Here is a 19,728-nt window from a genome sequence, read left to right on the forward strand (position 1 = left end):
AAGCAGCCATGACACCCACTGCCACGCAAACGCCAGACACCGCGCCGCCCTACCTGTCGGTGAACAATATCGAAGTCATCTACGACCACGTGATCCTGGTCCTGAAGGGCGTGTCGCTGCAAGTGCCGCAAGGCAAGATCGTGGCGCTGCTGGGCGCCAACGGCGCCGGCAAGTCGACCACCCTGAAGACCATCTCGACCCTGCTGCGCGGCGAACGCGGCGACGTCACCAAGGGCGAAGTCCAGTTCAAGGGCGAGCGCGTGGACCAGTTGACGCCGAATGAACTGGTCAAGCGCGGCCTGTCGCAGGTGATGGAAGGCCGGCACTGTTTCGGCCATCTCACCATCGAGGAAAACCTCTTGACGGGCGCCTACACGCGCAGCCTGTCGCGCGGCGAGCTGAAAGACGCGCTGGAGAAGGTGTACCACTATTTCCCGCGCCTCAAAACGCGGCGCGCCAGCCAAGCCGGCTACACCTCGGGTGGCGAACAGCAGATGTGCGCCATCGGCCGCGCGCTGATGGCTAAGCCGTCAATGATTTTACTGGACGAGCCCTCGATGGGCATCGCGCCGCAGATCGTCGAAGAGATTTTCGGCATCGTCAAGGACCTGAACCACCAGGAAAACGTCTCTTTCCTGCTGGCCGAACAGAACACCAACGTGGCGCTGCGCTACGCCGACTTCGGCTACATCCTGGAAAACGGGCGCGTCGTGATGGAAGGACAAGCCCAGGAACTGGCCAGCAACGAAGACGTCAAGGAGTTTTACCTGGGCGTCTCCGGCGCCGGGCGCAAGAGCTTCCGCGACATGAAGTTCTACCGCCGCCGCAAGCGCTGGCTGGCCTGATCCATCAAAACCCTTGGCTGCAACGCGCATGGCGGTCCTGATGGCCTGGCGTGCGGATCAACACGCACTGACAAATGGAGAATGACTGACATGAACGATACGCTCGACAGTCTGGAAACGCGCACCGCCGAGGCGCGCGAACGCGAATTGATGGCCGGCCTGCCGCAGCTGATCGCGCGCGCGCAAAAGGCGCCGGGCTGGGCCCGCATCCTCGACGGCGTCAACGCGGCCGGCATCACCAGCCGCGCCGCGCTGGCGCAGCTGCCCGTGACGCGCAAGTCCGACCTCAAGCAATTGCAGCACGCGCAGCTGCCGTTCGGCGGCTTGAACACGACGCCGAAAAACGCCCTGTCGCGCGTGTTCGTCTCGCCCGGCCCCATCTTCGATCCGGAAGGCCGCGGCCCCGACTGGTGGCGCTTCGCGCGGCCCATGTATGCGGCCGGCGTGCGCGCCGGCGGCCTGCTGCAGAACTGTTTTTCGTATCACTTCACGCCGGCCGCCTTCATGGTCGAAGGGGGCGCCGCGCGCATCGGCTGCACCGTCATCCCGGCCGGTATCGGCCAGACGGAAATGCAGGTGCAGGCGATGGCCGACCTCAAGCCCGACACCTACATCGGCACGCCGTCCTTCTTAAAACTGATCATCGAGAAGGCGCGCGAAATGGGCGCCGACATCAGCAGCGTCACCAAGGCCGTGATGGGTGCCGAAGCCTTGCCCGAATCCCTGCGCAGCTGGTTTGCCGAGAACGGCGTACCGCACGTGTTCCAGACCTATGCCTCGGCCGACATCGGCAGCATCGCCTATGAAACGGCCAGCAATGGCAAGCTCAATCCCGGCATGGTCGTCGACGAAAACGTGCTGCTCGAGATCGTCCATCCGGGCAGCGGCATTCCCGTCGCGCCGGGCGAGGTGGGCGAAGTGGTCGTCACCGTCTTCAATGCCGACTACCCGCTGATCCGCTTTGCCACGGGCGATCTGTCGGCCGAGCTGGTCGATGCGCCGGAGTCGCCGTGCGGCCGCACGAATACGCGCATCAAAGGCTGGATGGGTCGCGCGGATCAAACCACCAAGGTGCGCGCCATGTTCGTGCATCCGTCGCAGGTGCATGACATCGCGCGCCGCCACCCGCAAATCAGGAAGGCGCGGCTGGTGGTATCGGGGCGCATGGCCAACGACGAGATGGCCTTGCATTGCGAAGTCGACGATCCGGCGGACGCCAGCGGCGTGGAAGCGATCATCGGCTCGATCCGCGAATTGACCAAGCTGCGGGGCGACGTGGTGCTGGTGGCAGTGGGCAGTCTGGCGCAGGATGGGAAAATCATCGACGACATGCGCGATTACAAATAAGGCCGATTTGCGGGATAATACCGGCATTGACCATCAGCCCCATTCATCGCCATGCAAGAGTCCATGCAAGAATTTCATCACAACCGTGCCCGTGACCTGATCAAGAACGCGGAACTGCTGTTCGACCAAGATACCGTGCAGGCGTCGATCACGCGCATGGCCGATGTACTCAACACGCGCTTCAACGCCGCGGATTCCAAGGAATTCCCGCTGGTGCTGGGCGTGATGGGCGGCGCCGTCGTGTTTACGGGCAGCCTGCTGCCGCAACTGAGCTTCCCGCTCGAATTCGACTACATCCACGTCAGCCGCTACGGCGACGACGACAAGGGCGGCGAGGTGGTGTGGAAAGTCATCCCCCGCTCGAACGTAGCGGGCCGCACCGTCATCGTGCTCGACGATATCCTCGATGAAGGCGAAACCCTGGCGCACGTCAAGCAGCGCCTGCTGGACATGGGTGCCTCGGAAGTCATCCTGGCCGTCTTCGCCGACAAGGCCATCGGCAAGAAAAAGCCCGTGCAGGCGGACATCGTCGGCCTGGTGATCCCGAACCGCTTCGTCGTCGGCTTCGGCATGGATGCATACGGCTACTGGCGCAACCTGCCGGGTTTGTGGGCCATCAAGCCTGAGGATTTGAAGCAGGAGTAAGGATTTGTCGGATTACGGCCTTTGGCCTAATCCGACCTACCCATGGTTGACGCGGCAGGTCGGACGTAGGTCGGATTAGCGCGCAGCGCGTAATCCGACACTACCACCAGCTTACAGCTTCAACCGCGCGCGTGCCGCATCGTATTCGGCCTTCAGGCGCGCCACCATCTCTTCCACGCTGGGCACGTCGTCCATCAAGCCCACGCCCTGGCCCGCGCCCCAGATGTCGCGCCAGGCTTTGGCGCTGCCGGAGCCGAAATTCATCGCGCTCTTGTCCGCTTCGGGCAAGGCTTCCGGATCGAGTCCGGCCGCTTCGATCGATTTTTTCAGGTAATTGCCGTGCACGCCCGTAAACAGGTTCGTGTAGACGATGTCCGCCGCGCTGGAATCCACGATGGCGTCGCGGTAGCCGTCGCTGACGTTCGACTCCTTGGTCGCCAGCCAGCGCGAGCCGATGTAGGCAAAGTCGGCGCCCATCGCTTGCGCGGCCAGCACGGCGTCGCCCGTGGCGATGGAGCCCGACAGCGCCAGCGGGCCGTCGAAGAATTTGCGCACTTCGCCCACCAGCGCGAACGGCGACAGGGTGCCCGCGTGGCCGCCGGCGCCGCTGGCGACCAGGATCAAGCCATCGACACCGGCTTCCAGCGCCTTTTTCGCGTGACGGATCGAGATCACGTCGTGCAGCACGATGCCGCCATAGCTGTGGATGGCGTCGAGCATTTCCTTGGGCGGCGCGCGCAGCGAGGAAATGATGATGGGGACCTGGTGTTTCACGCACACTTCCACGTCGTGCGCCAGGCGGTCGTTCGACTGGTGCACGATCTGGTTGACGGCGATCGGTCCCACTTTCTTATCGGGATTGGCGGCCTGGAAGGCGGCCAGTTCGGCCTGCAAATCCGTGAGCCAGGTGTCGAGCAATTCGGCGGGACGCGCGTTCAGGGCAGGGAAGGAACCGACGATGCCGGCCTTGCACTGCGCCGCGACAAGGGCCGGGCCGCTGGCGATGAACATCGGCGAGGCGATAACGGGTAAGGAGAGGTTTTGCAACGCAACAGGCAATGCCATGGCGGACTCGCTGGAAAGTTGATCGGACGTGAAAGACACACTGAACGTTGATTATAGTGCAGAAAAAGTACGATCGTGCTGAATTTATCGCAGACCCGCTTCAGCCATCATTGAGCAAGTACTCACCCTCGACACGCGCCGCTACAGCCCTGCATAGCTGCGCGACGGCCCACTCGGCCAGCGCATCCGCTTCCTGGCGCAGGAAACGCCGGTTGGCCTCCTCGAAGATGGGCATGCCGCGCAGCAGGGCCGGTATTGCGGCCAGGGCGATGCGCTGGCGTTCCAGCAGCAAGAATTTCAGCAGCACTTTCACCGCATTCTGCGCATTGCGCACGGGGTCGGACGCCAGGTAATCGAGACGAGAATACGCGCGCTGCAGCGCGCCGGCGGCATCCGTGAAGGGCCGCCCGTGGCCGGGAATGACGACGCGCACGTCCAGGCTGGCGATCAGGTCCAGCGTGGCGCGCGCCTCCAGAAAGCCAGAGCCGCCATCGAGTTCGGGGAAGATCACGCCAAAGCCGTTTTCCCACAGGGCGTCGGCGGAAATGAGGATGCCCTCGTCGGCACAGTAAAAAATCAGCGAGTGCGGGTCGTGGCCCGGTGCGCCCAGCGCCTGCCAGGCCATGCCGGCCAAGGTCAAGGTGTCGCCGGGCGAGACGGTGGCGTCAAAGCCGAAGCGCGGGCATTGCTGGCCCGTGGCCTGGAAGCTGAGGGCATCGGCATCCCACGCGCGCACCTTGTCCGCTTCCGAGACGGGAATGGCCGTCTGGCAGCCGTATTGCGCTTGCAGCAGCGCGTTGCCGCCGCAATGGTCGGAGTGCAGGTGCGTATTGAACAGGCGGTCCAGGGGACGGCCGGCCAGGCTATGGCGCAGCAGGGCCAGGGTTTGCGGCGCATGCGTGACATAACCGCTATCGATCAGGGCCGTGTCATCCTTCCCCTGGAACAGGATGTTGTTCGACGACAGCCAGCCGCGTTCGAACACCTGCATGGCATCGGGGAACAGCACTGGCGATCGTGGCATGGGCTTCCTCAGTAGTCGGGCTCGAAATCGAGCAGCGATTCACGGCCTGGCAATTCGGCCCAGACGGCGCGCTTGAAGTCGTCGTCGGCCTTGCTCCAGGCGATGATCTCGTCGAGCGTGCGCAGGCAGCCTTCGCACAAGCCGCTGTTGCGGTTCATCTTGCACAGGCTGACGCAGGGCGACGGCACCGGGGACGGCAAAGGGAGCGGAACGGCTGGCGGAGGTGGGGTAGCGACCATCATGGAGCGGCATCGGTAAACGTGAAGGCTTTCATTATGCCGCGAAACGGCGCCGGCGAGTCGATGGCATCGCCCTGCAATGTTTCCGTGAATATATTTTCCAGCGAAACAATGATCAACAACCGCTCTTACGGAAATATATTTTTCACACATTCTCACTCTGCGGGTGCCCGTCCTACAACAGAATCAGGCCAGATCCTGCTTGACTTGAGATATTACACAACTATACTACCATCCATACAGATGGCAAATGGATGCCGCGTGGAGTTTTTGGAGAGATATGGCCAAGCAAGACAGCAAGCCCAAAATTGGGGAATCCGAGAAAATCACGATCAACCTGGGCTTGATCGACCTGGGGCAGATCGATTTGCTGGTTCAGGAGGGATTTTATTCCAACCGTACGGATCTGATCCGTACGGCCATACGCAACCAGCTGGGCACCCACGCCGACGTGGTGAAACAGACCGTCGCCCGTAAAAGCCTGGTATTGGGCATGCAGCACTATTCGCGCGCCGACCTGGAAGCGATCCAGGCAGCCGGTCAGCGCCTGCAGATACAGGTGCTGGGACTGGCCAGCATCGCCAGTGATGTCTCCGTGGAACTGGCACTGGCCACCATCGAGTCTATTTTCGTATTAGGTGCCCTGCACGCCAGCACCGTCGTCAAGACGGCGCTCGCAGGGCGAATTCACTAGCGTATTGGTTCGCGGCGATGACCCGGCCGATGCGCGGCACCGTTAAGGATGGTCATGAAACTACCTCTCAACATGTTGGCGCAGATGCGCGCAGCGACCCGTAATCTGATGGGCAGCGGCCCTGCCGCCGCCACCGAAGCGATCCAGCAGGCGCTGTCTGCGGCCGGCCTGAGGCCGCCAGCGGCAGCCACCCAAGCGCCGCCACCGCAGCCGATGCGCGACATTAATCCACCACCGGCGCCACCACCCGCACCAGCGCAGGCCCGGGCCGGGCAGCCGCAAACGGAAGCTGCGCCAGAAGCGCCCGCCGCTCCACCCACGCCCGCGCAGGTGGCGCAGGACTTCGCGCAGGATTTCATGGCGCGCCTGGGCGTGCCGGCCGGCCTGGGCCAGCACAGCTTCGACATGCCCAGCTTCGAGCTGCCGAATTTCCATCCGCCCGGCTTCAACGCGCCGGCTGCCACGCCGGCGGAAATACCCGCTGGCGCGCAGTTCATCGACGGCGTGTACCGCAACCATGCGGGTACGCGTTCGTACAAGCTGTATATCCCCAGCAGCTATCACGGCCAGGCCATGCCGCTGATCGTCATGCTGCACGGCTGTACGCAAAATCCCGACGATTTCGCCGCCGGCACGCAGATGAATGCGCTGGCCGAAGAAAAGGAGTGTTTTGTCGTCTACCCGGCGCAAACGCAGGGCGCCAACAGTTCGCGCTGCTGGAACTGGTTCAACGCCATCGACCAGCAGCGCGACCAGGGCGAACCGTCGCTGATCGCCGGCATCGCCCAGCAAGTCATCGACGACTACCCGGTCAACGAGCGCGAAGTGTTCGTCGCCGGCCTGTCGGCGGGCGGTGCCATGGCCGTCATCGTCGGCACCTTGTACCCCGACCTGTTTGCCGCCGTCGGCGTGCATTCGGGACTGCCCTTCGCTTCGGCGCAGGACTTGCCGTCGGCGCTGGCAGCCATGAAGGGCGGCGCCATGCCCAATGCCCAGCGCAAGGCGCCGACCGGCGGCGTGCCCATCATCGTTTTTCACGGCGACCGCGACACCACCGTCAACCCGCGCAATGGCGATGAACTGATCGCCCAGGGCGTTCGCAGCCAGGCGGGCGGCAAGGCGGCCAGGGCCGCATCCGTCGACGGCAGCGTGCCGAACGGCCACCGCTACACGCGCACCACGCACAGCCAGGCCGATGGCTCGCCGCTGGGAGAACACTGGGTCATCCACGGCGCCGGCCATGCCTGGTCCGGCGGCAGCAACAACGGCAGCTATACGGACGGCAAAGGGCCGGACGCCAGCCGAGAGATGCTGCGCTTCTTCAAGACCGTCAGCTGATGTTTTCGGTGTATGGCGCGATCTGCCGCTGCTTGTCGGCGATCTCGCACACGCCATCGGCATAGCGGTTGGAGATGGCGATGAACTGGTCCTGAATCTGCAGGAAGGCGTCGACGATCTCGGCGTCGAAATGCGTGCCGCGCCCCTCGACGATGATCTGCACGGCCTGCGCGTGGTCCATGCCCTGCTTGTAGATGCGCCGGCTGATCAGGGCGTCGTACACGTCGGCCAGCGCCATCAGGCGCGCCGAAATCGGGATGGCTTCGCCAGCCAGCCCTTGCGGGTAGCCGCTGCCATCCCATTTTTCATGGTGGCTGTAGGCGATCTCTTTCGCGTACTTGAGGAAATCGACTTCGATGCCCAGCTCATGCTCGGCCGCCAGGATGGCATCGCGCCCCAGCGTGGTGTGCGTCTTCATGATGGCCATTTCGTGCGGCTCGAAACGCCCCGGCTTGAGCAGGATATGGTCGGGGATGCCCACCTTGCCGATATCGTGCAGCGGTGCCGTCTTGAACAGCAGTTCGATATTCTTGTCCGTCAAAAAATCGCGGAAACGCGGCAGGCTGCGCACCTTCTCCGCCAGCGCCTTCAGGTAGTGCGAGGTGCGGCGGATATGGTTGCCCGTCTCGCTGTCGCGCGTCTCGGCCAGCGAAGCCATGGCGTGGATCGTGACGTCCTGCAGCGCCGCCACTTCCTGCACGCGGCGCTCCACTTCCGTTTCCAGGTACTGGTTCTGGTCGCGCAAAAAATCCTGCATCTGCTTCATCGCCAGTTGCGTCCTGATGCGCGCCAGCACGATGGGCGCCGAAATCGGCTTGGTGATGTAGTCGACGGCCCCCAGGGCGAGGCCCAGCTGCTCGTCGGCCACTTCGCTCATGGCGGTCACAAAAATGACGGGGATGCCGGCCGTGACGGGATCGGCCTTCAGCGCGCGGCACACGTCGTAGCCGCTCATGCCCGGCATCATGATGTCGAGCAGGATCAGGTCGGGCTGGTCGCTGCCGGCGGCGATCTTCAGGGCACGCTCGCCATTAACGGCGATCTTGGTGCGGTAATCGTCTTCCAGCACCGCACGCAACAGGTCGATATTGTCTGGTGTGTCATCGACCACCAGGATGGTTGGCTTGCTTGCCGGCGCTTTCATGCCCGTCCTTCGCTCTGCATAGTTATCCTTGTCACAGTGTCAGCTCCAGCGCATCGGCCACCTCGCCCAGCTGCGCCAGCGCACCTTCGAAATCGTATTGCCCCAGCATGCGCTTCAACTGGCGGGCATGTTCCGCCTGCCCCGCCGCGACCAGCACGGGACCGATGCCGTCCAGGTGCTTGACGGCCTGCGCATCGTCCTGCTGCAGCAGCTGCGACAATTCGCGCAAGCCCGCTTCCAGACGCATCCGGTCCACCGGTGCCACGTGCGCCACCGGCGCGCCGCCCGCCTCGGCCGCATTGCTGCGCGACTGCATCGCCAGCACGATCTTCGGCACCAGCTCGTCGAGCGCCAGCGTGCAGGCGGCCAGCGCCTGCGGCAAGCCATCGTGCGAGCCCAGGCTGAGCAAATGCTCGACCCGCGCGGCACTGTCGGCCAGACCACCGGCGCCGATATTGCCGGCCAGGCCCTTCAAGGTATGCGCTTCGCGGATTGCCGTCTCGAGCTGGTTGTTCTCGATGGCGGCAACGATGCGCTGCATGGCATCGAACTGGGTTTCCACAAAACGGTCCAGCAATTTTCGCATCAAAACGGCATTGCCGCCCACGCGGCGCATGGCCTCCGTCATTTTCAGGCCGGAGATCACCGGCAGCTCCGCTTCCGGCTGGGTCACCACCGCCGCCACTTCCTGCGGCATGGCCGGCGCAATCCAGCGCGCCAGAGTGCCGAACAGCTGCGCCACATCGATCGGCTTGGCGATGAAATCGTTCATGCCGGCGTCCAGGCATTTCTCTTTGTCGCCGACCATGGCATTGGCCGTCATGGCAATCACGGGCAAATTGGAATAACGGGGATCCTGGCGCAGCTTGCGGGTGGCCTGGTAGCCATCCATCACCGGCATCTGGCAATCCATCAGCACACCGTCATAGGCATTTTCCTCGATCTTCGCCAACGCGATGGCGCCATTGCCCGCGATGTCGACCCGGATGCCGGCGTCGTTGAGAATATGCTGCGCCACTTCCTGGTTCACTTCATTATCCTCCACCAGCAGCAGCCAGGCGCCGCGCAGGGCGCGTTCATCGTCGCGATAGCTGCTCTGGCGCTGCGTCTTGCGGCTCTGCCCCGTCACGCCGCCAAACACGAACGATATCTGGTCGAGCAGAGTCGAGGCGCTGACCGGCTTGTTCAATACGCCGTCGAGCGGCAAGTCCCGCTGGCGCGCCGCTTCCAGCAGCGCTTCGCGATGGAAGGCCGTGACCATGATGCAGGCCGGCGTGGCATCGATGTCGGCGGCATCGGCACGGATGCCGGCCAGGGTATCGAGGCCGTTCATGCCCGGCATTTTCCAGTCCATCAGCACCAGCCCGTACGGGCGCCCCTCGGCGCGCGCCTGCGCCACGGCGCCGATGGCCAGCACGCCGCCAAACACGGCACGCGCCTCGAAGCCCAGCGCCGTCAGCATGCTGACGAAGATTTCACGCGCGCTGGAGTTGTCGTCGACCACCAGCACGCGCAGGCCCTCGAAGCGCTGCGGAGCAAGCAGGCTGTCGCGCGGCACGGCTGCCAGGCCGAAGCGGGCCGTGAAGAAAAAGGTGCTGCCCACGCCCGCTTCGCTGACCAGGTCAATCTCGCCTTCCATCATTTCCACCAGGCGCTTGCTGATGGTCAGTCCCAGGCCCGTGCCGCCATGGTGGCGCGTGGTGGAAGTGTCGGCCTGGGTAAATGCCTGGAACAGCTTGCTGCGCTGGGGCGGCGTCAGGCCGATACCCGTGTCGCGCACGTCCACGCGCAAGACAGCCGCATGTTCTTCCAGCTGCTGCAGGCGGATGGTGACGACGATCTCGCCCTTGTCCGTAAACTTGATGGCGTTGTTGGTCAGGTTGATCAGCACCTGGCCCAGGCGCAGCGGGTCGCCCTGCAAGGCGTTCGGCACGTCGGGGGCGATGTCGAACAGCAGTTCGAGGCCCTTGTCCTGCGCGCGCATCACGGACAGGTCGGCGATCTGCGCCAGCACGTCCTCGAGGAAGAAATCGACTTTTTCAAAGGCCATCTTGCCGGCCTCGATCTTCGAGAAATCGAGGATGTCGTCGATGATGGCCAGCAGGTTCTTCGAGGCCGATTCCACCTTCTCCAGGTAGTTGCGCTGGGTCGACGTGAGCTCCGTCTGCAGCGCCAGGTGGGTCATGCCGATGATGCCGTTCATCGGCGTGCGGATCTCATGCGACATATTGGCCAGGAAGTCCGACTTCATCTTGGTCGCATCCTCGGCCACTTCGACGGCATGGCGCAGGTCCTGCTCGACGGCCAGGCTGGTGCTCATGTCCTTGAGCGCCTGCAGCAATTCGCCCGTCTCGTCGCGCGACGTCACTTCGATGACGGAACTGAGGTCGCCGTTGGCCACGCGCGTGGCGATCGCCACCGCCTCGCCCAGCGGGCGCGTGATCGAGCGCGCCGACCAGGCAAAGGCCAGGCCCGTCAGCAGGGCCGCCAGGCCGATGCCGCCCATCAGCAGCAGCGACGTATCGATGTCGTTGCGTATCCTGGCCGCGCTGTCGCGTATCAGTTGCTGCTGCAGGTCGTCGAGCTGGCCCACGTACAGCAGCACTTTTTCCAGCACCGGCAAGGTCTGCGTCTGCATGGCCTGCTCCGCGCGGGCATCCTCGCCGCGCTCGACCAGTTCGAACATCGCCTTGAGCGAGCCATAGTACTCGGCACGCGCAAGATGCATCTGTTCCAGCAGGCGCCGTTCTTCGGGCCGCGCATCGAGACCGTCGAGGATGCGCACCTGCTCATCGATGCCTTGCTTGATCGCTTCCAGGCGCGCCTGATTCGCCCGACGCAGCGCCAGCCGGTTCTGGCCAGGCAGGCTGGCGATGCGCGTGGCCGCCTCGCGCGCCAGCCCATGGATCTTGCTGGTGGCCTTGGCGGCGACCCAGTCGCGCTGCAGGATATCGTCGGTCTCGGCGCGGATGGCATAGATGCGGCTACCCGCCAGGACGATGACGACCAGCATCAGCACGATCAGAATGGCATAACCGGCATTGATGCGTACGCCGATGCGGATATCCCTGAAGCGCATAACTTTCCTATAAGAAATTCTTAAAAATCGAAGTCTGAACGTATTCCCCTACGGAATGCAAGGTTTATTGCAAAGCAATTGCATGCCGAAGCACTTATTTAGCCGACGTTATGGCTTTTGCAGGGGGCGCCAGGGTGGCGATGCGCTCTTGCAGGCAGGCGGGACACCAGCAGCCCACGGCAGCGCTGCCGGGTACGGGAACGGCCGGCGGCAGGGCGACGCACCAGCAGGGTTCCTTGGCGTTCGGGTCAAGCTGGCCACACTGGAAAGTGGCGCCGCACAGGCTGCACTGGCTCATGGCTATGTTTGAATTGACAAGTGTGTGTCATGCTGCGCCGGAATGCGACGCAGATGTAACGGGCAGTAAAAGGGCTGGCTGGGGAACATATCGGGCCAGACTATAGGATCATCAGGGAAAATACAACAAGATCGCCCTATAATGCCTCCAGGATTTTCTTCTTCCCTGTAAAATCGCACAAATCTATTTTCCGGACTCGCCATGAATCAACTAGCTAACTTGAACCTGGACATGAATGACGACTTGACGGCGGTGTCGCCGCAAATCAAGGCGCAGATTCTGGCCGAGGCCCTCCCCTACATCCGCAATTTCCATGGCAAGACCATCGTCATCAAATACGGTGGCAATGCCATGACGGACGAACGCCTGAAACACGGCTTCGCGCGCGACGTCATCCTGCTCAAGCTGGTCGGCATGAATCCGGTCGTGGTGCACGGCGGCGGACCGCAGATCGACAACGCGCTGAAAAAAATCGGCAAGCAAGGCACCTTCGTGCAAGGCATGCGCATCACCGATGAAGAAACCATGGAAGTGGTGGAGTGGGTGCTGGGCGGCGAAGTGCAGCAGGATATCGTCATGCTGATCAACCATTACGGCGGCCAGGCTGTCGGCCTGACGGGCAAGGATGGCGGCTTGATCCGCGCGCGCAAGATGCAGATGCCGGACCGCGAACATCCGGGCGAATTCCTCGACATCGGCTTTGTCGGCGAGATCGACGCGATCAACCCGGCCGTCGTCAAGGCGCTGCAGGACGACGCCTTCATTCCCATCATTTCGCCGATCGGTTTCGGCCAGGATGGCCAGGCCTACAATATCAACGCCGACGTGGTAGCTGGCAAGATCGCGGAAATCCTGAAAGCGGAAAAGCTGATCATGATGACCAACATCGCCGGTGTCCAGGACAAGCAGGGCAACCTGGTGACCGACCTGTCGGCGCGTGAAATTGACGAGATGTTCGCCGACGGCACGATATCCGGCGGCATGCTGCCGAAGATCTCGTCCGCGCTCGACGCCGCCAAGTCCGGCGTGAACACGGTGCACATCATCGATGGCCGCATCGAACACTCATTATTGCTGGAAGTGTTGACCGAGCAGGCTTTTGGTACTATGATCCGTTCGCACTAAAAAAATCGCAACGCATCACAGCGAGTAGTTTGGCGGCGCAGATCACCTGGCGCCGCTTTTAATTTGCCCTTGTAGCTCAGTGGTAGAGCACTCCCTTGGTAAGGGAGAGGCCACGTGTTCGATCCACGTCAAGGGCACCAGTATCCTTTCCCCGCAGCTGTAAAAATGCCCATGGCGGCGTTGTACTTCCTCGCCGTACATTCATACTGTCTTCGTCAGTACGCCTTGCCCTGAACATTTTTCCATCTGCTCTGCTATCTGTCGCCCGCATCGCCTCCGCGTTTCAATACACCCGCTCGACCTTCAAGCCCTTCTGACGCAATAAATCCGGCACGCTTTTCGCTCCGACCAGGTGCAGCACGCCGATGGCGGCCAGGCTGTGCTTTTCGCGCACCAGCAGCTTGGCGATGCCGTCGGCCAGGGCCGGGTTGCGGCCATCCAGCAACACCTTTTGCACGAATTGCGCGGCGAACGAGGGGTCTTGCGCAGCCTTGGCCGCCAGCTTGTCGAAGGCAGCCGCGTCGGCGTTGCGCCAGGCATCGGCGATCTCGCGCGCTTCCTGGCTTTGTTCCTGATCCTCGATCGACGCCACGCCGTCTTCCAGGAAGCGGCACTGGTCGCCGGGCGACATGGCGCCAAACAGCGCCATCTGGCCTTCCATCGATTCGAGTTCCAGCACGGGGATCTTGCGCGCCTTGGCCTGCTGCGACAGATAATTGTCGACGGCCAGGTCGGAGCGGTAGCCGAGGGTGGAAAACTCGCCGAGGGCCAGCATGCTGGCCAGCATCCACGGCTTCATCGGCGCCACCGACTCGGCTGGAATGCCGTATTTTTGCAACAGCGGCGCCAGGCGCGGGGCCAGGGTCTGGCGGCAGTCGGCAGGCACCTTGCTGCCCGGCGCCTCCATGCCGTATTTCAGCACGGCGCTCACAGCCTTACGCGGATCGGCGCCGGGATCGATCTCCAGCGCCAGCGCCCCTGCCTGGAGCAACGCCTGCGTCACGGTCGGTTCGAGCGGATAAAAATCGGGCGCGCCCACGTGGATGGTACCGAACAGATACAGGGTGTGGCCCGCGTCCTGCACCTTGAACAGGGCGCCCCGGTTTTGCGCCACGGGCGCCGCTTCCGCCAAGGCCGCCTGCAACGGCAGCAAGAATAATCCGCAAAACATCACTATAATCTGGCGTCGCATGGTTTTCCTGATTGTTGAATTTTTCATCTTCTCTCGCTAGCAAAGACTCTCGTGCCTGTGTCCCATCTTAACCGCTCGTCGCCGGTCTGGCTGTTTGACCTCGACAACACGCTGCACAATGCCTCGCACGCCATCTTCCCCACCATCACGGCCAATATGAACACGTATATTGCCCGGGTGCTGGGCGACGGCGTGACGCCGGCCGACGACGCCATCGTCAATGCAGCGCGCGCGGCTTACTGGCGCCGCTATGGCGCCACCTTGCTGGGCATGGTCAAGCACCATCAGGTGCAGGCCGCGCATTTTTTACACGAGACGCACGCCTTCGACGATTTGCGCGCCATGATACGCGCCGAACGGGGGCTGGGGGCTTTACTCAAACGCCTGCCTGGCCGTAAAATTTTACTCACCAACGCGCCGCTGCGCTATTCGAGCGACGTGATGCGCCACCTGGGACTGCGCCGGCACTTTTCACACCACGTTGCCATCGAGGCGATGCAGGTGCACCGCCAGCTGCGGCCCAAGCCATCGACCTTGATGCTGCGCAAACTGATGCGCAAGCACCAGGTCCGCCCTGGCCGCTGCATCCTGGTGGAAGACACCCTCGCCAACCTGAAGGGCGCAAAAAGACTGGGCCTGCGCACGGCCTGGGTCACGCAATACCTGAAAATGGCCGATCCGATCGGCGTGGCGAAGCTGTCCAAGGCGTTAAATCGCCCCGCTTACGTCGATGTCAAAGTAAAATCTGTCCGGCATTTGGCACGCCGCCTTCACCGACTGCGTTGAAGGGGACTCCTGGGCTTGCGGTTGACGCCGGAAGCCGCACCGCTAGCGGCGGTGACGGACCTCCCCATCAAGGCAGCATTTTTTTTAACGACAAGAGAAAATATGGCAAGCACACCGCCGGGCCAACGCAGGCTACAAATTCTTCAGGCCCTCGCCGCAATGCTGGAGCAGCCGAAAGGCGAAAAGATCACCACCGCCGCACTGGCGGCCAGGCTGGCCGTCTCGGAAGCGGCCCTGTACCGCCATTTCGCCAGCAAGGCGCAAATGTTCGAAGGGCTGATCGAATTCATCGAGTCGAGCGTCTTCGGCCTGATCAACCAGATCGCTGAAAAGCACAGCGACGGCATGACGCAGACGCGCGACATCGTCGGCATGCTGCTCAATTTCGCCATCAGCAATCCGGGCATGACGCGCGTGCTGATCGGCGACGCCCTGGTCAATGAGGACGAGCGCCTGCAAGTGCGCATGAACCAGTTCTACGACCGCGTGGAGCTGGCGCTCAAGCAGGCCTTGCGCGTGGCCGCCGCCGAAGGCCATGGCAAGGAAAGCGAAGTGGCGGCGCGCGCCACCCTGATCGTCAGCTTCGTCATCGGACGCTGGCACCGCTACGCCAAGAGCGGCTTCAAGATCAATCCATCCCAGGAAGCGGCGCTGCAAATCGCCATGCTGCTGGGGTAGGTCACCGCCGCGGCTGCCCCCATGCATACCGACTGTTTCGCCCTGCTCGACGACGCCAGCACGCCCGGCGCCGGTTCGCGCCTGTACACGGGCCTGGCGGCAGTCCTGCGGTGCAGCGAGGGGGAACAGTGGCCGGCCCTGCTCGAAGGGCTGCAAGCGGCCTTGGAACGCGGCCAGTACGCCGTCAGCGTGTGCAGCTACGAGCTGGGCGCGCACTTGCTGGCCATGCCGCTGCGCGCCCCCGGCCCGGATGCGCCGCCGCTGGCGCAGGTGCTCGTCTTCGAACACTGCACCCAGCTGTCGCAGGACGAGGTGCTGCAGTGGCTGGCCGCACGTACGCCGGCGATGGAAACGCCGGCCGGCATCGCCGGCATCCGCGCCAACGTCGATCAGGCCGAATTCACGCGCGCGCTGCAGCGCATCCACGACTACATCGTGGCCGGCGACACTTATCAGGTCAACTATACGTATCGCTTGCGCTTCGACGCCTTCGGCTCGCCCCTGGCCCTGTATGCGCGGCTGCGCGCGCGCCAGCCCGTGCCCTACGGCGCGCTGGTGATGCTGCCCGATGGCGGCGCCCTGCTGTCGCTGTCGCCGGAGCTGTTCGTGCGCCATGCGCAAGGCGAGTTGATGGCGCGTCCCATGAAAGGCACGGCGCCGGCCGCACCGCCTGAGCAAATGGAAGAAAACGCGCGCCGCGCCGCCGCCCTGGCCCATGATCCGAAAAACCGCGCGGAAAACCTGATGATCGTCGACCTGCTGCGCAACGACATCGGCCGCATCGCCGCCACGGGCTCCGTCAAGGTGCCGGCCCTGTTCCAGGTGACGCGCTACAGCAGCGTGCTGCAAATGACATCCACCGTGCAGGCGCGTTTGCGCGACGATGCCAGCCTGGCCGACATCTTCCAGGCCTTGTATCCATGCGGCTCGATCACGGGCGCACCGAAACGCCGCACCATGGAAATCATCGCTGAACTGGAACCGGCGCCGCGCGGCATCTACACGGGCGCCATCGGCTGGTTCGATCCGCCAGCCGCCAGCGCCGCCCACGCCGTGGGCGACTTTTGCATGTCCGTGCCGATCCGCACGCTGGCCTTGCAACCGGCCGGCCCTGGCGGCCTGCGGCGCGGCGAGATGGGCGTGGGCGCCGGCATCGTCCTCGACAGCGACCCGGGCGAGGAATTTGCGGAGTGCCAGCTCAAGGCCCGCTTCCTGACGGGGCTGGGCAATGACTTCGAACTGTTCGAGACCCTGTACGCGAACCGGGCCGGCGGCTGCCGCCAGCAGGAGCGCCACCTGGCGCGCCTGGCCGCATCCTGCGCCTACTTCGGTTTTGCCTGGAATGCGGACGCTGCCCGCGCGGCGCTGCAAGCGGCCTGCGCGGCACGCCCCGACGACGCACCCTTCCGCCTGCGCCTGGCGCTGCGCCAGGATGGCCGGTTCACGACGCAAAGCGGTGCCCTCACCGCCTTGCCGGACACGGTCACCATCCTGCTGGCGCCCGACGCCACCGTGGCCGACGACCTGTTCCTGCGCCACAAGAGCAGCGTGCGCGCGCGCTATGACGCGGCGTGGCGCGCTGCCGAAGCGCAAGGCGGCTTCGACATGCTGTTCTTTAACGAACGGGGCGAGCTGACGGAGGGCGGACGCAGCAATGTCTTCGTGAAGCTGGACGGCCGCTGGCACACGCCGCCCCTGTCCTGCGGCCTGCTGCCCGGCGTGCAGCGCGCGACCATGCTGGCCGACCCTGCCTGGGATGCGCAGGAAACCGTCATCACGCGCGCCATGCTGGCGCGGACCGAGGCGATTGTCGTGTGCAATGCGCTGCGCGGGGCGATGCCCGCCAAGCTCATCCTTTAAGCGTCAATGCGCATTTCGTAGCCGCCATAGATCATCCGCTTGCCATCGAACGGCAGCTTGGCCGGATCCATCATCTCGGCCAGGCGCGGGTCTTTCATGACCTTGTCGTTGATTTCATCGCGCTTGGCGCGCGATTCAAACACGATCCAGGAAAACACCACTACTTCGCCATCCTGCAAGTCCACTGCCTGCGGGAACGAGGTCAGCTTGCCCGGCTTGACATCGTCGCCCACGCATTCGCGAAATTCCTGCGCGCCATATTCGCGCCAGACGGCGCCGCAAGCACGCGACATGGCCAGGTAGGTATCGAGCTTGGCTTTCGGTACGGGCACCACAAATCCATCGACATACGCCATGATGATCTCCTTGATGGTTGTTTTGACAAACACGAACAACCAGCTTAGGACAATGATGGCAAGACGACAAGCACGGCATTAAAAAAAAAGCAGGCGTTCAAGCCTGCTTGTATCGGCACCTTACAGCGCCAGCGCTTTTTCCACCGCGCCAACGAGTTTCTTGTCGTCCGGCGTTACCTTGCTGGGGAAGCTTTCCACCACCTTGCCGTGGCGGTCGATCAGGTATTTATGGAAATTCCAGGCCGGCGTCTTGCCCGTCTGCTTGATCAAGTCCACGTACAGCGGATTCGGCGCGGGGCCGGAAACCACCGATTTGGAGAACATGGGGAACTTCACGCCATAGGTGTTGTAGCAGAAATCGGCGATTTCCTTGCTGTTGCCCGGCTCCTGCTTGCCGAAATCGTTCGACGGGAAACCCAGCACCACCAGGCCCTTGCTGCCGTACTTGGCGTACAGCGCCTCGAGCCCCTCATATTGATTGGTAAAACCGCAATAACTGGCGGTATTGACCACCAGCACGACCTTGCCTGCGTACTGGCACAGGTTTTGCGGCGCTTCATCCTGCAAGCGCTTGAAGGTCTGTTTCAAAATGGCAGGACAGGCGGCTGGCGCGGCGGCAGCGGCTTCGGCGGCATGGGCGGGCATGGCCAGGCTGGCACTGGCGGCAAAGGTGGTCAGCGCAAACAACTGGGCAAGGGTCTTGGACATGAAGGGCACCATGGTCGAGAAGGAAAAAAAACATTCTATGCCAAACACCGCGCACGCGTACAAGACGAACAACAACAGCATTAGCTTGAGCGATATCAACGATAGTGCAGTACTTTCCCAAAGCACAGTTTTTTTACCTATGCTCGGCCTTCCTGCCCTTGCCTTGTGGAGCTGCCATGCCCTTCCCGTACCTGACCGTATTACCCACCACCCTGCTGGCTGCCAGCCTGCTCATCCTGGCGCCAGCAAGCGCCCACGCCGCCACGGCTGCCAAAGCCGTCAAACCCGCCGCGAGCAAGGACGCTGCCGCCCTGCCTGCCTACCAGGCCGACCTGAGCCAGACCACGGTGTCCGGCCTGTCCTCGGGCGGCTTCATGGCGGCGCAGTTTGCCGTCGCCTACTCGGCCACCGTCGCCGGCGCCGGCATCATCGCGGGCGGCCCGTATTTCTGCTCGGGCCAGCCGGGCCGCTTCCCGTATATTCCCTACCTGACGAATGCCCTGACCACCTGCATGAATCCAGGCAGCTCGCAAGTGGCGCCGCCCGTGGCCAGCGAATTGCTGCGCGCGGCGAACGATTTTGCGCAGGCCCGTCTCATCGACGACACGGCCAACCTGAAACGCCAGCGCGTATATCTGTTCAGCGGAACGAAAGACCAGACCGTGACGCGGCCGGTGGTGGAACAGGTAGGAAAGTTCTATCAACTGGCCGGCACGCCGGCGGCGCAAATCCGCTTCGTCGACACGGTCGGCGCGGGCCATGCCATCATCACCGACAACAACCAGGACAAGGCCTGCGACGTGACGGCGTCGCCGTTCATCAACGACTGCGACTTCGTGCAGGCGCGCGACATCCTGCAGCACCTGTACCCGGACTTGCAGCCCTCGTCGACCACCCTGACGGGCAAGCTGATCGCCTTCAATCAGCGCAGCTTCATCCAGAACGCGTACTCCAGCATGAACAATACGGGCTACGCCTACATTCCGAAAGCCTGCGACAGCGAAAGCTGCCGCGTACACGTGGTGTTCCACGGCTGCCTGCAAACGACGCAAGCCATCGGCGACCGTTTCTATACCAGCACCGGCTACAACCAGGTGGCGGACGCCAACAAGATCATCGTGCTGTATCCGCAGGCCGAACCGAGCCCCGTCTATCCGTACAACCCGAAAGGCTGCTGGGATTTCTGGGGCTACACCAGCATCAATCCGATCGATCCGGATTTCTACCGCAAGAGCGGCACGCAGATGGAAGCGGTCAAGGGCATGCTGGACCGCCTCGCCGCGCGCCGCGGCTCGCGCTAGGCGG

At 63.2% G+C, this 19,728-nt stretch carries 19 protein-coding genes and 1 tRNA gene; 11 read left to right on the top strand and 9 right to left on the bottom strand.

The features are described from left to right. Positions 1 to 8: 8 nt before the first annotated feature. The 3 genes from AC07X6_RS10810 (at position 9) to AC07X6_RS10820 (ending at position 2,837) form a co-directional block, all read left to right on the top strand. The gene (locus AC07X6_RS10810; RefSeq protein WP_494790947.1) at positions 9 to 845 is read left to right on the top strand and encodes an ABC transporter ATP-binding protein; all 837 of its coding nucleotides are present in this window, start codon (positions 9 to 11) and stop codon (positions 843 to 845) included. 90 nt (positions 846 to 935) lie between these two features. Continuing rightward, positions 936 to 2,192 (top strand): phenylacetate--CoA ligase family protein, encoded by a 1,257-nt coding sequence (locus tag AC07X6_RS10815; protein WP_494790948.1) that lies wholly within the window; start codon positions 936 to 938, stop codon positions 2,190 to 2,192. A gap of 63 nt (positions 2,193 to 2,255) precedes the next feature. Then, complete coding sequence (locus tag AC07X6_RS10820) at positions 2,256 to 2,837, top strand: hypoxanthine-guanine phosphoribosyltransferase (RefSeq protein ID WP_076564827.1); 582 nt, start codon at positions 2,256 to 2,258, stop codon at positions 2,835 to 2,837. Positions 2,838 to 2,948: 111 nt separating this feature from the next. Here AC07X6_RS10820 and AC07X6_RS10825 read toward each other — a convergent pair whose 3' ends face one another. From AC07X6_RS10825 to AC07X6_RS10835, 3 genes are all read right to left on the bottom strand, one after another. Continuing rightward, positions 2,949 to 3,902, bottom strand: a complete 954-nt coding sequence (locus AC07X6_RS10825) for an NAD(P)H-dependent flavin oxidoreductase (RefSeq protein WP_494790949.1) — start codon at positions 3,900 to 3,902, stop codon at positions 2,949 to 2,951. A 100-nt stretch (positions 3,903 to 4,002) separates the two neighbouring features. Further along, positions 4,003 to 4,926: an MBL fold metallo-hydrolase gene (locus AC07X6_RS10830; RefSeq protein ID WP_494790950.1), complete on the bottom strand. Its 924-nt coding sequence runs from the start codon at positions 4,924 to 4,926 to the stop codon at positions 4,003 to 4,005. 8 nt (positions 4,927 to 4,934) lie between these two features. Beyond that, positions 4,935 to 5,084 (bottom strand): DUF1289 domain-containing protein, encoded by a 150-nt coding sequence (locus tag AC07X6_RS10835; protein ID WP_230504287.1) that lies wholly within the window; start codon positions 5,082 to 5,084, stop codon positions 4,935 to 4,937. A 361-nt stretch (positions 5,085 to 5,445) separates the two neighbouring features. On the opposite strand from AC07X6_RS10835, the gene AC07X6_RS10840 reads away from it, so the two are divergent. Both AC07X6_RS10840 and AC07X6_RS10845 read left to right on the top strand, forming a co-directional pair. After that, on the top strand, positions 5,446 to 5,859 hold the full coding sequence (locus AC07X6_RS10840; RefSeq protein ID WP_034752801.1) for a CopG family transcriptional regulator: 414 nt from the start codon (positions 5,446 to 5,448) through the stop codon (positions 5,857 to 5,859). A 54-nt stretch (positions 5,860 to 5,913) separates the two neighbouring features. Further along, the gene (locus AC07X6_RS10845; RefSeq protein WP_494790951.1) at positions 5,914 to 7,197 is read left to right on the top strand and encodes an extracellular catalytic domain type 1 short-chain-length polyhydroxyalkanoate depolymerase; all 1,284 of its coding nucleotides are present in this window, start codon (positions 5,914 to 5,916) and stop codon (positions 7,195 to 7,197) included. Here the strand turns inward: AC07X6_RS10845 and AC07X6_RS10850 are convergent. From AC07X6_RS10850 to AC07X6_RS10860, 3 genes are all read right to left on the bottom strand, one after another. Then, positions 7,190 to 8,341 carry a response regulator gene (locus tag AC07X6_RS10850; RefSeq protein WP_494790952.1) on the bottom strand — a complete coding sequence of 384 codons (1,152 nt, stop codon included), beginning with the start codon at positions 8,339 to 8,341 and terminating at the stop codon, positions 7,190 to 7,192. The two genes, AC07X6_RS10845 and AC07X6_RS10850, sit on opposite strands and share 8 nt — an antisense overlap. Positions 8,342 to 8,372: 31 nt before the next feature. Then, entirely contained in the window at positions 8,373 to 11,420 is a 3,048-nt protein-coding gene (locus AC07X6_RS10855; RefSeq protein ID WP_494790953.1) for a response regulator, read from the bottom strand. A gap of 94 nt (positions 11,421 to 11,514) precedes the next feature. Continuing rightward, positions 11,515 to 11,718, bottom strand: a complete 204-nt coding sequence (locus tag AC07X6_RS10860) for a cysteine-rich CWC family protein (RefSeq protein WP_494790954.1) — start codon at positions 11,716 to 11,718, stop codon at positions 11,515 to 11,517. A 231-nt stretch (positions 11,719 to 11,949) separates the two neighbouring features. Here AC07X6_RS10860 and argB point away from each other — a divergent pair, with 231 nt between their 5' ends. After that, complete coding sequence (gene argB / locus AC07X6_RS10865; protein ID WP_010393729.1) at positions 11,950 to 12,843, top strand: acetylglutamate kinase; 894 nt, start codon at positions 11,950 to 11,952, stop codon at positions 12,841 to 12,843. A gap of 65 nt (positions 12,844 to 12,908) precedes the next feature. Next, a tRNA-Thr gene (locus AC07X6_RS10870) sits at positions 12,909 to 12,983 on the top strand. A gap of 143 nt (positions 12,984 to 13,126) precedes the next feature. Here the strand turns inward: AC07X6_RS10870 and AC07X6_RS10875 are convergent. Continuing rightward, on the bottom strand, positions 13,127 to 13,996 hold the full coding sequence (locus AC07X6_RS10875) for a TraB/GumN family protein (protein ID WP_494790955.1): 870 nt from the start codon (positions 13,994 to 13,996) through the stop codon (positions 13,127 to 13,129). A gap of 90 nt (positions 13,997 to 14,086) precedes the next feature. On the opposite strand from AC07X6_RS10875, the gene AC07X6_RS10880 reads away from it, so the two are divergent. From AC07X6_RS10880 to pabB, 3 genes are all read left to right on the top strand, one after another. Further along, a complete protein-coding gene (locus tag AC07X6_RS10880) occupies positions 14,087 to 14,821 on the top strand; it encodes a pyrimidine 5'-nucleotidase (RefSeq protein WP_494790956.1) in 735 nt (244 codons plus the stop codon). Positions 14,822 to 14,923: 102 nt separating this feature from the next. Further along, positions 14,924 to 15,499: a nucleoid occlusion factor SlmA gene (gene slmA, locus AC07X6_RS10885; RefSeq protein WP_086144344.1), complete on the top strand. Its 576-nt coding sequence runs from the start codon at positions 14,924 to 14,926 to the stop codon at positions 15,497 to 15,499. Positions 15,500 to 15,520: 21 nt separating this feature from the next. Next, positions 15,521 to 17,359, top strand: coding sequence for an aminodeoxychorismate synthase component I (gene pabB / locus AC07X6_RS10890; protein ID WP_494790957.1), 1,839 nt, complete (start codon positions 15,521 to 15,523; stop codon positions 17,357 to 17,359). Here the strand turns inward: pabB and AC07X6_RS10895 are convergent. Both AC07X6_RS10895 and AC07X6_RS10900 read right to left on the bottom strand, forming a co-directional pair. Next, complete coding sequence (locus tag AC07X6_RS10895) at positions 17,356 to 17,715, bottom strand: DUF1428 domain-containing protein (protein WP_230540141.1); 360 nt, start codon at positions 17,713 to 17,715, stop codon at positions 17,356 to 17,358. The two genes, pabB and AC07X6_RS10895, sit on opposite strands and share 4 nt — an antisense overlap. Before the next feature lie 120 nt (positions 17,716 to 17,835). Continuing rightward, positions 17,836 to 18,423: a glutathione peroxidase gene (locus AC07X6_RS10900; RefSeq protein WP_494790958.1), complete on the bottom strand. Its 588-nt coding sequence runs from the start codon at positions 18,421 to 18,423 to the stop codon at positions 17,836 to 17,838. A 176-nt stretch (positions 18,424 to 18,599) separates the two neighbouring features. Here AC07X6_RS10900 and AC07X6_RS10905 point away from each other — a divergent pair, with 176 nt between their 5' ends. Next, a complete protein-coding gene (locus AC07X6_RS10905) occupies positions 18,600 to 19,724 on the top strand; it encodes an extracellular catalytic domain type 2 short-chain-length polyhydroxyalkanoate depolymerase (RefSeq protein WP_494790959.1) in 1,125 nt (374 codons plus the stop codon). The last annotated feature ends 4 nt before the right edge of the window (positions 19,725 to 19,728 follow it).

This window comes from Janthinobacterium sp. GW460-12-1-14-LB5 (assembly GCF_059423585.1).

Bases quoted from the DNA above. Each gene is read 5' to 3' on its own strand.
- AC07X6_RS10810 (WP_494790947.1), top strand. From the start codon at position 9: ATGACACCCACTGCCACGCAAACGCCAGACACCGCGCCGCCCTACCTG.
- AC07X6_RS10815 (WP_494790948.1), top strand. From the start codon at position 936: ATGAACGATACGCTCGACAGTCTGGAAACGCGCACCGCCGAGGCGCGC.
- AC07X6_RS10820 (WP_076564827.1), top strand. From the start codon at position 2,256: ATGCAAGAATTTCATCACAACCGTGCCCGTGACCTGATCAAGAACGCG.
- AC07X6_RS10825 (WP_494790949.1), bottom strand. From the start codon at position 3,902: ATGGCATTGCCTGTTGCGTTGCAAAACCTCTCCTTACCCGTTATCGCC.
- AC07X6_RS10830 (WP_494790950.1), bottom strand. From the start codon at position 4,926: ATGCCACGATCGCCAGTGCTGTTCCCCGATGCCATGCAGGTGTTCGAA.
- AC07X6_RS10835 (WP_230504287.1), bottom strand. From the start codon at position 5,084: ATGAACCGCAACAGCGGCTTGTGCGAAGGCTGCCTGCGCACGCTCGAC.
- AC07X6_RS10840 (WP_034752801.1), top strand. From the start codon at position 5,446: ATGGCCAAGCAAGACAGCAAGCCCAAAATTGGGGAATCCGAGAAAATC.
- AC07X6_RS10845 (WP_494790951.1), top strand. From the start codon at position 5,914: ATGAAACTACCTCTCAACATGTTGGCGCAGATGCGCGCAGCGACCCGT.
- AC07X6_RS10850 (WP_494790952.1), bottom strand. From the start codon at position 8,341: ATGAAAGCGCCGGCAAGCAAGCCAACCATCCTGGTGGTCGATGACACA.
- AC07X6_RS10855 (WP_494790953.1), bottom strand. From the start codon at position 11,420: ATGCGCTTCAGGGATATCCGCATCGGCGTACGCATCAATGCCGGTTAT.
- AC07X6_RS10860 (WP_494790954.1), bottom strand. From the start codon at position 11,718: ATGAGCCAGTGCAGCCTGTGCGGCGCCACTTTCCAGTGTGGCCAGCTT.
- argB (WP_010393729.1), top strand. From the start codon at position 11,950: ATGAATGACGACTTGACGGCGGTGTCGCCGCAAATCAAGGCGCAGATT.
- slmA (WP_086144344.1), top strand. From the start codon at position 14,924: ATGGCAAGCACACCGCCGGGCCAACGCAGGCTACAAATTCTTCAGGCC.
- pabB (WP_494790957.1), top strand. From the start codon at position 15,521: ATGCATACCGACTGTTTCGCCCTGCTCGACGACGCCAGCACGCCCGGC.
- AC07X6_RS10895 (WP_230540141.1), bottom strand. From the start codon at position 17,715: ATGGCGTATGTCGATGGATTTGTGGTGCCCGTACCGAAAGCCAAGCTC.
- AC07X6_RS10900 (WP_494790958.1), bottom strand. From the start codon at position 18,423: ATGTCCAAGACCCTTGCCCAGTTGTTTGCGCTGACCACCTTTGCCGCC.
- AC07X6_RS10905 (WP_494790959.1), top strand. From the start codon at position 18,600: ATGCCCTTCCCGTACCTGACCGTATTACCCACCACCCTGCTGGCTGCC.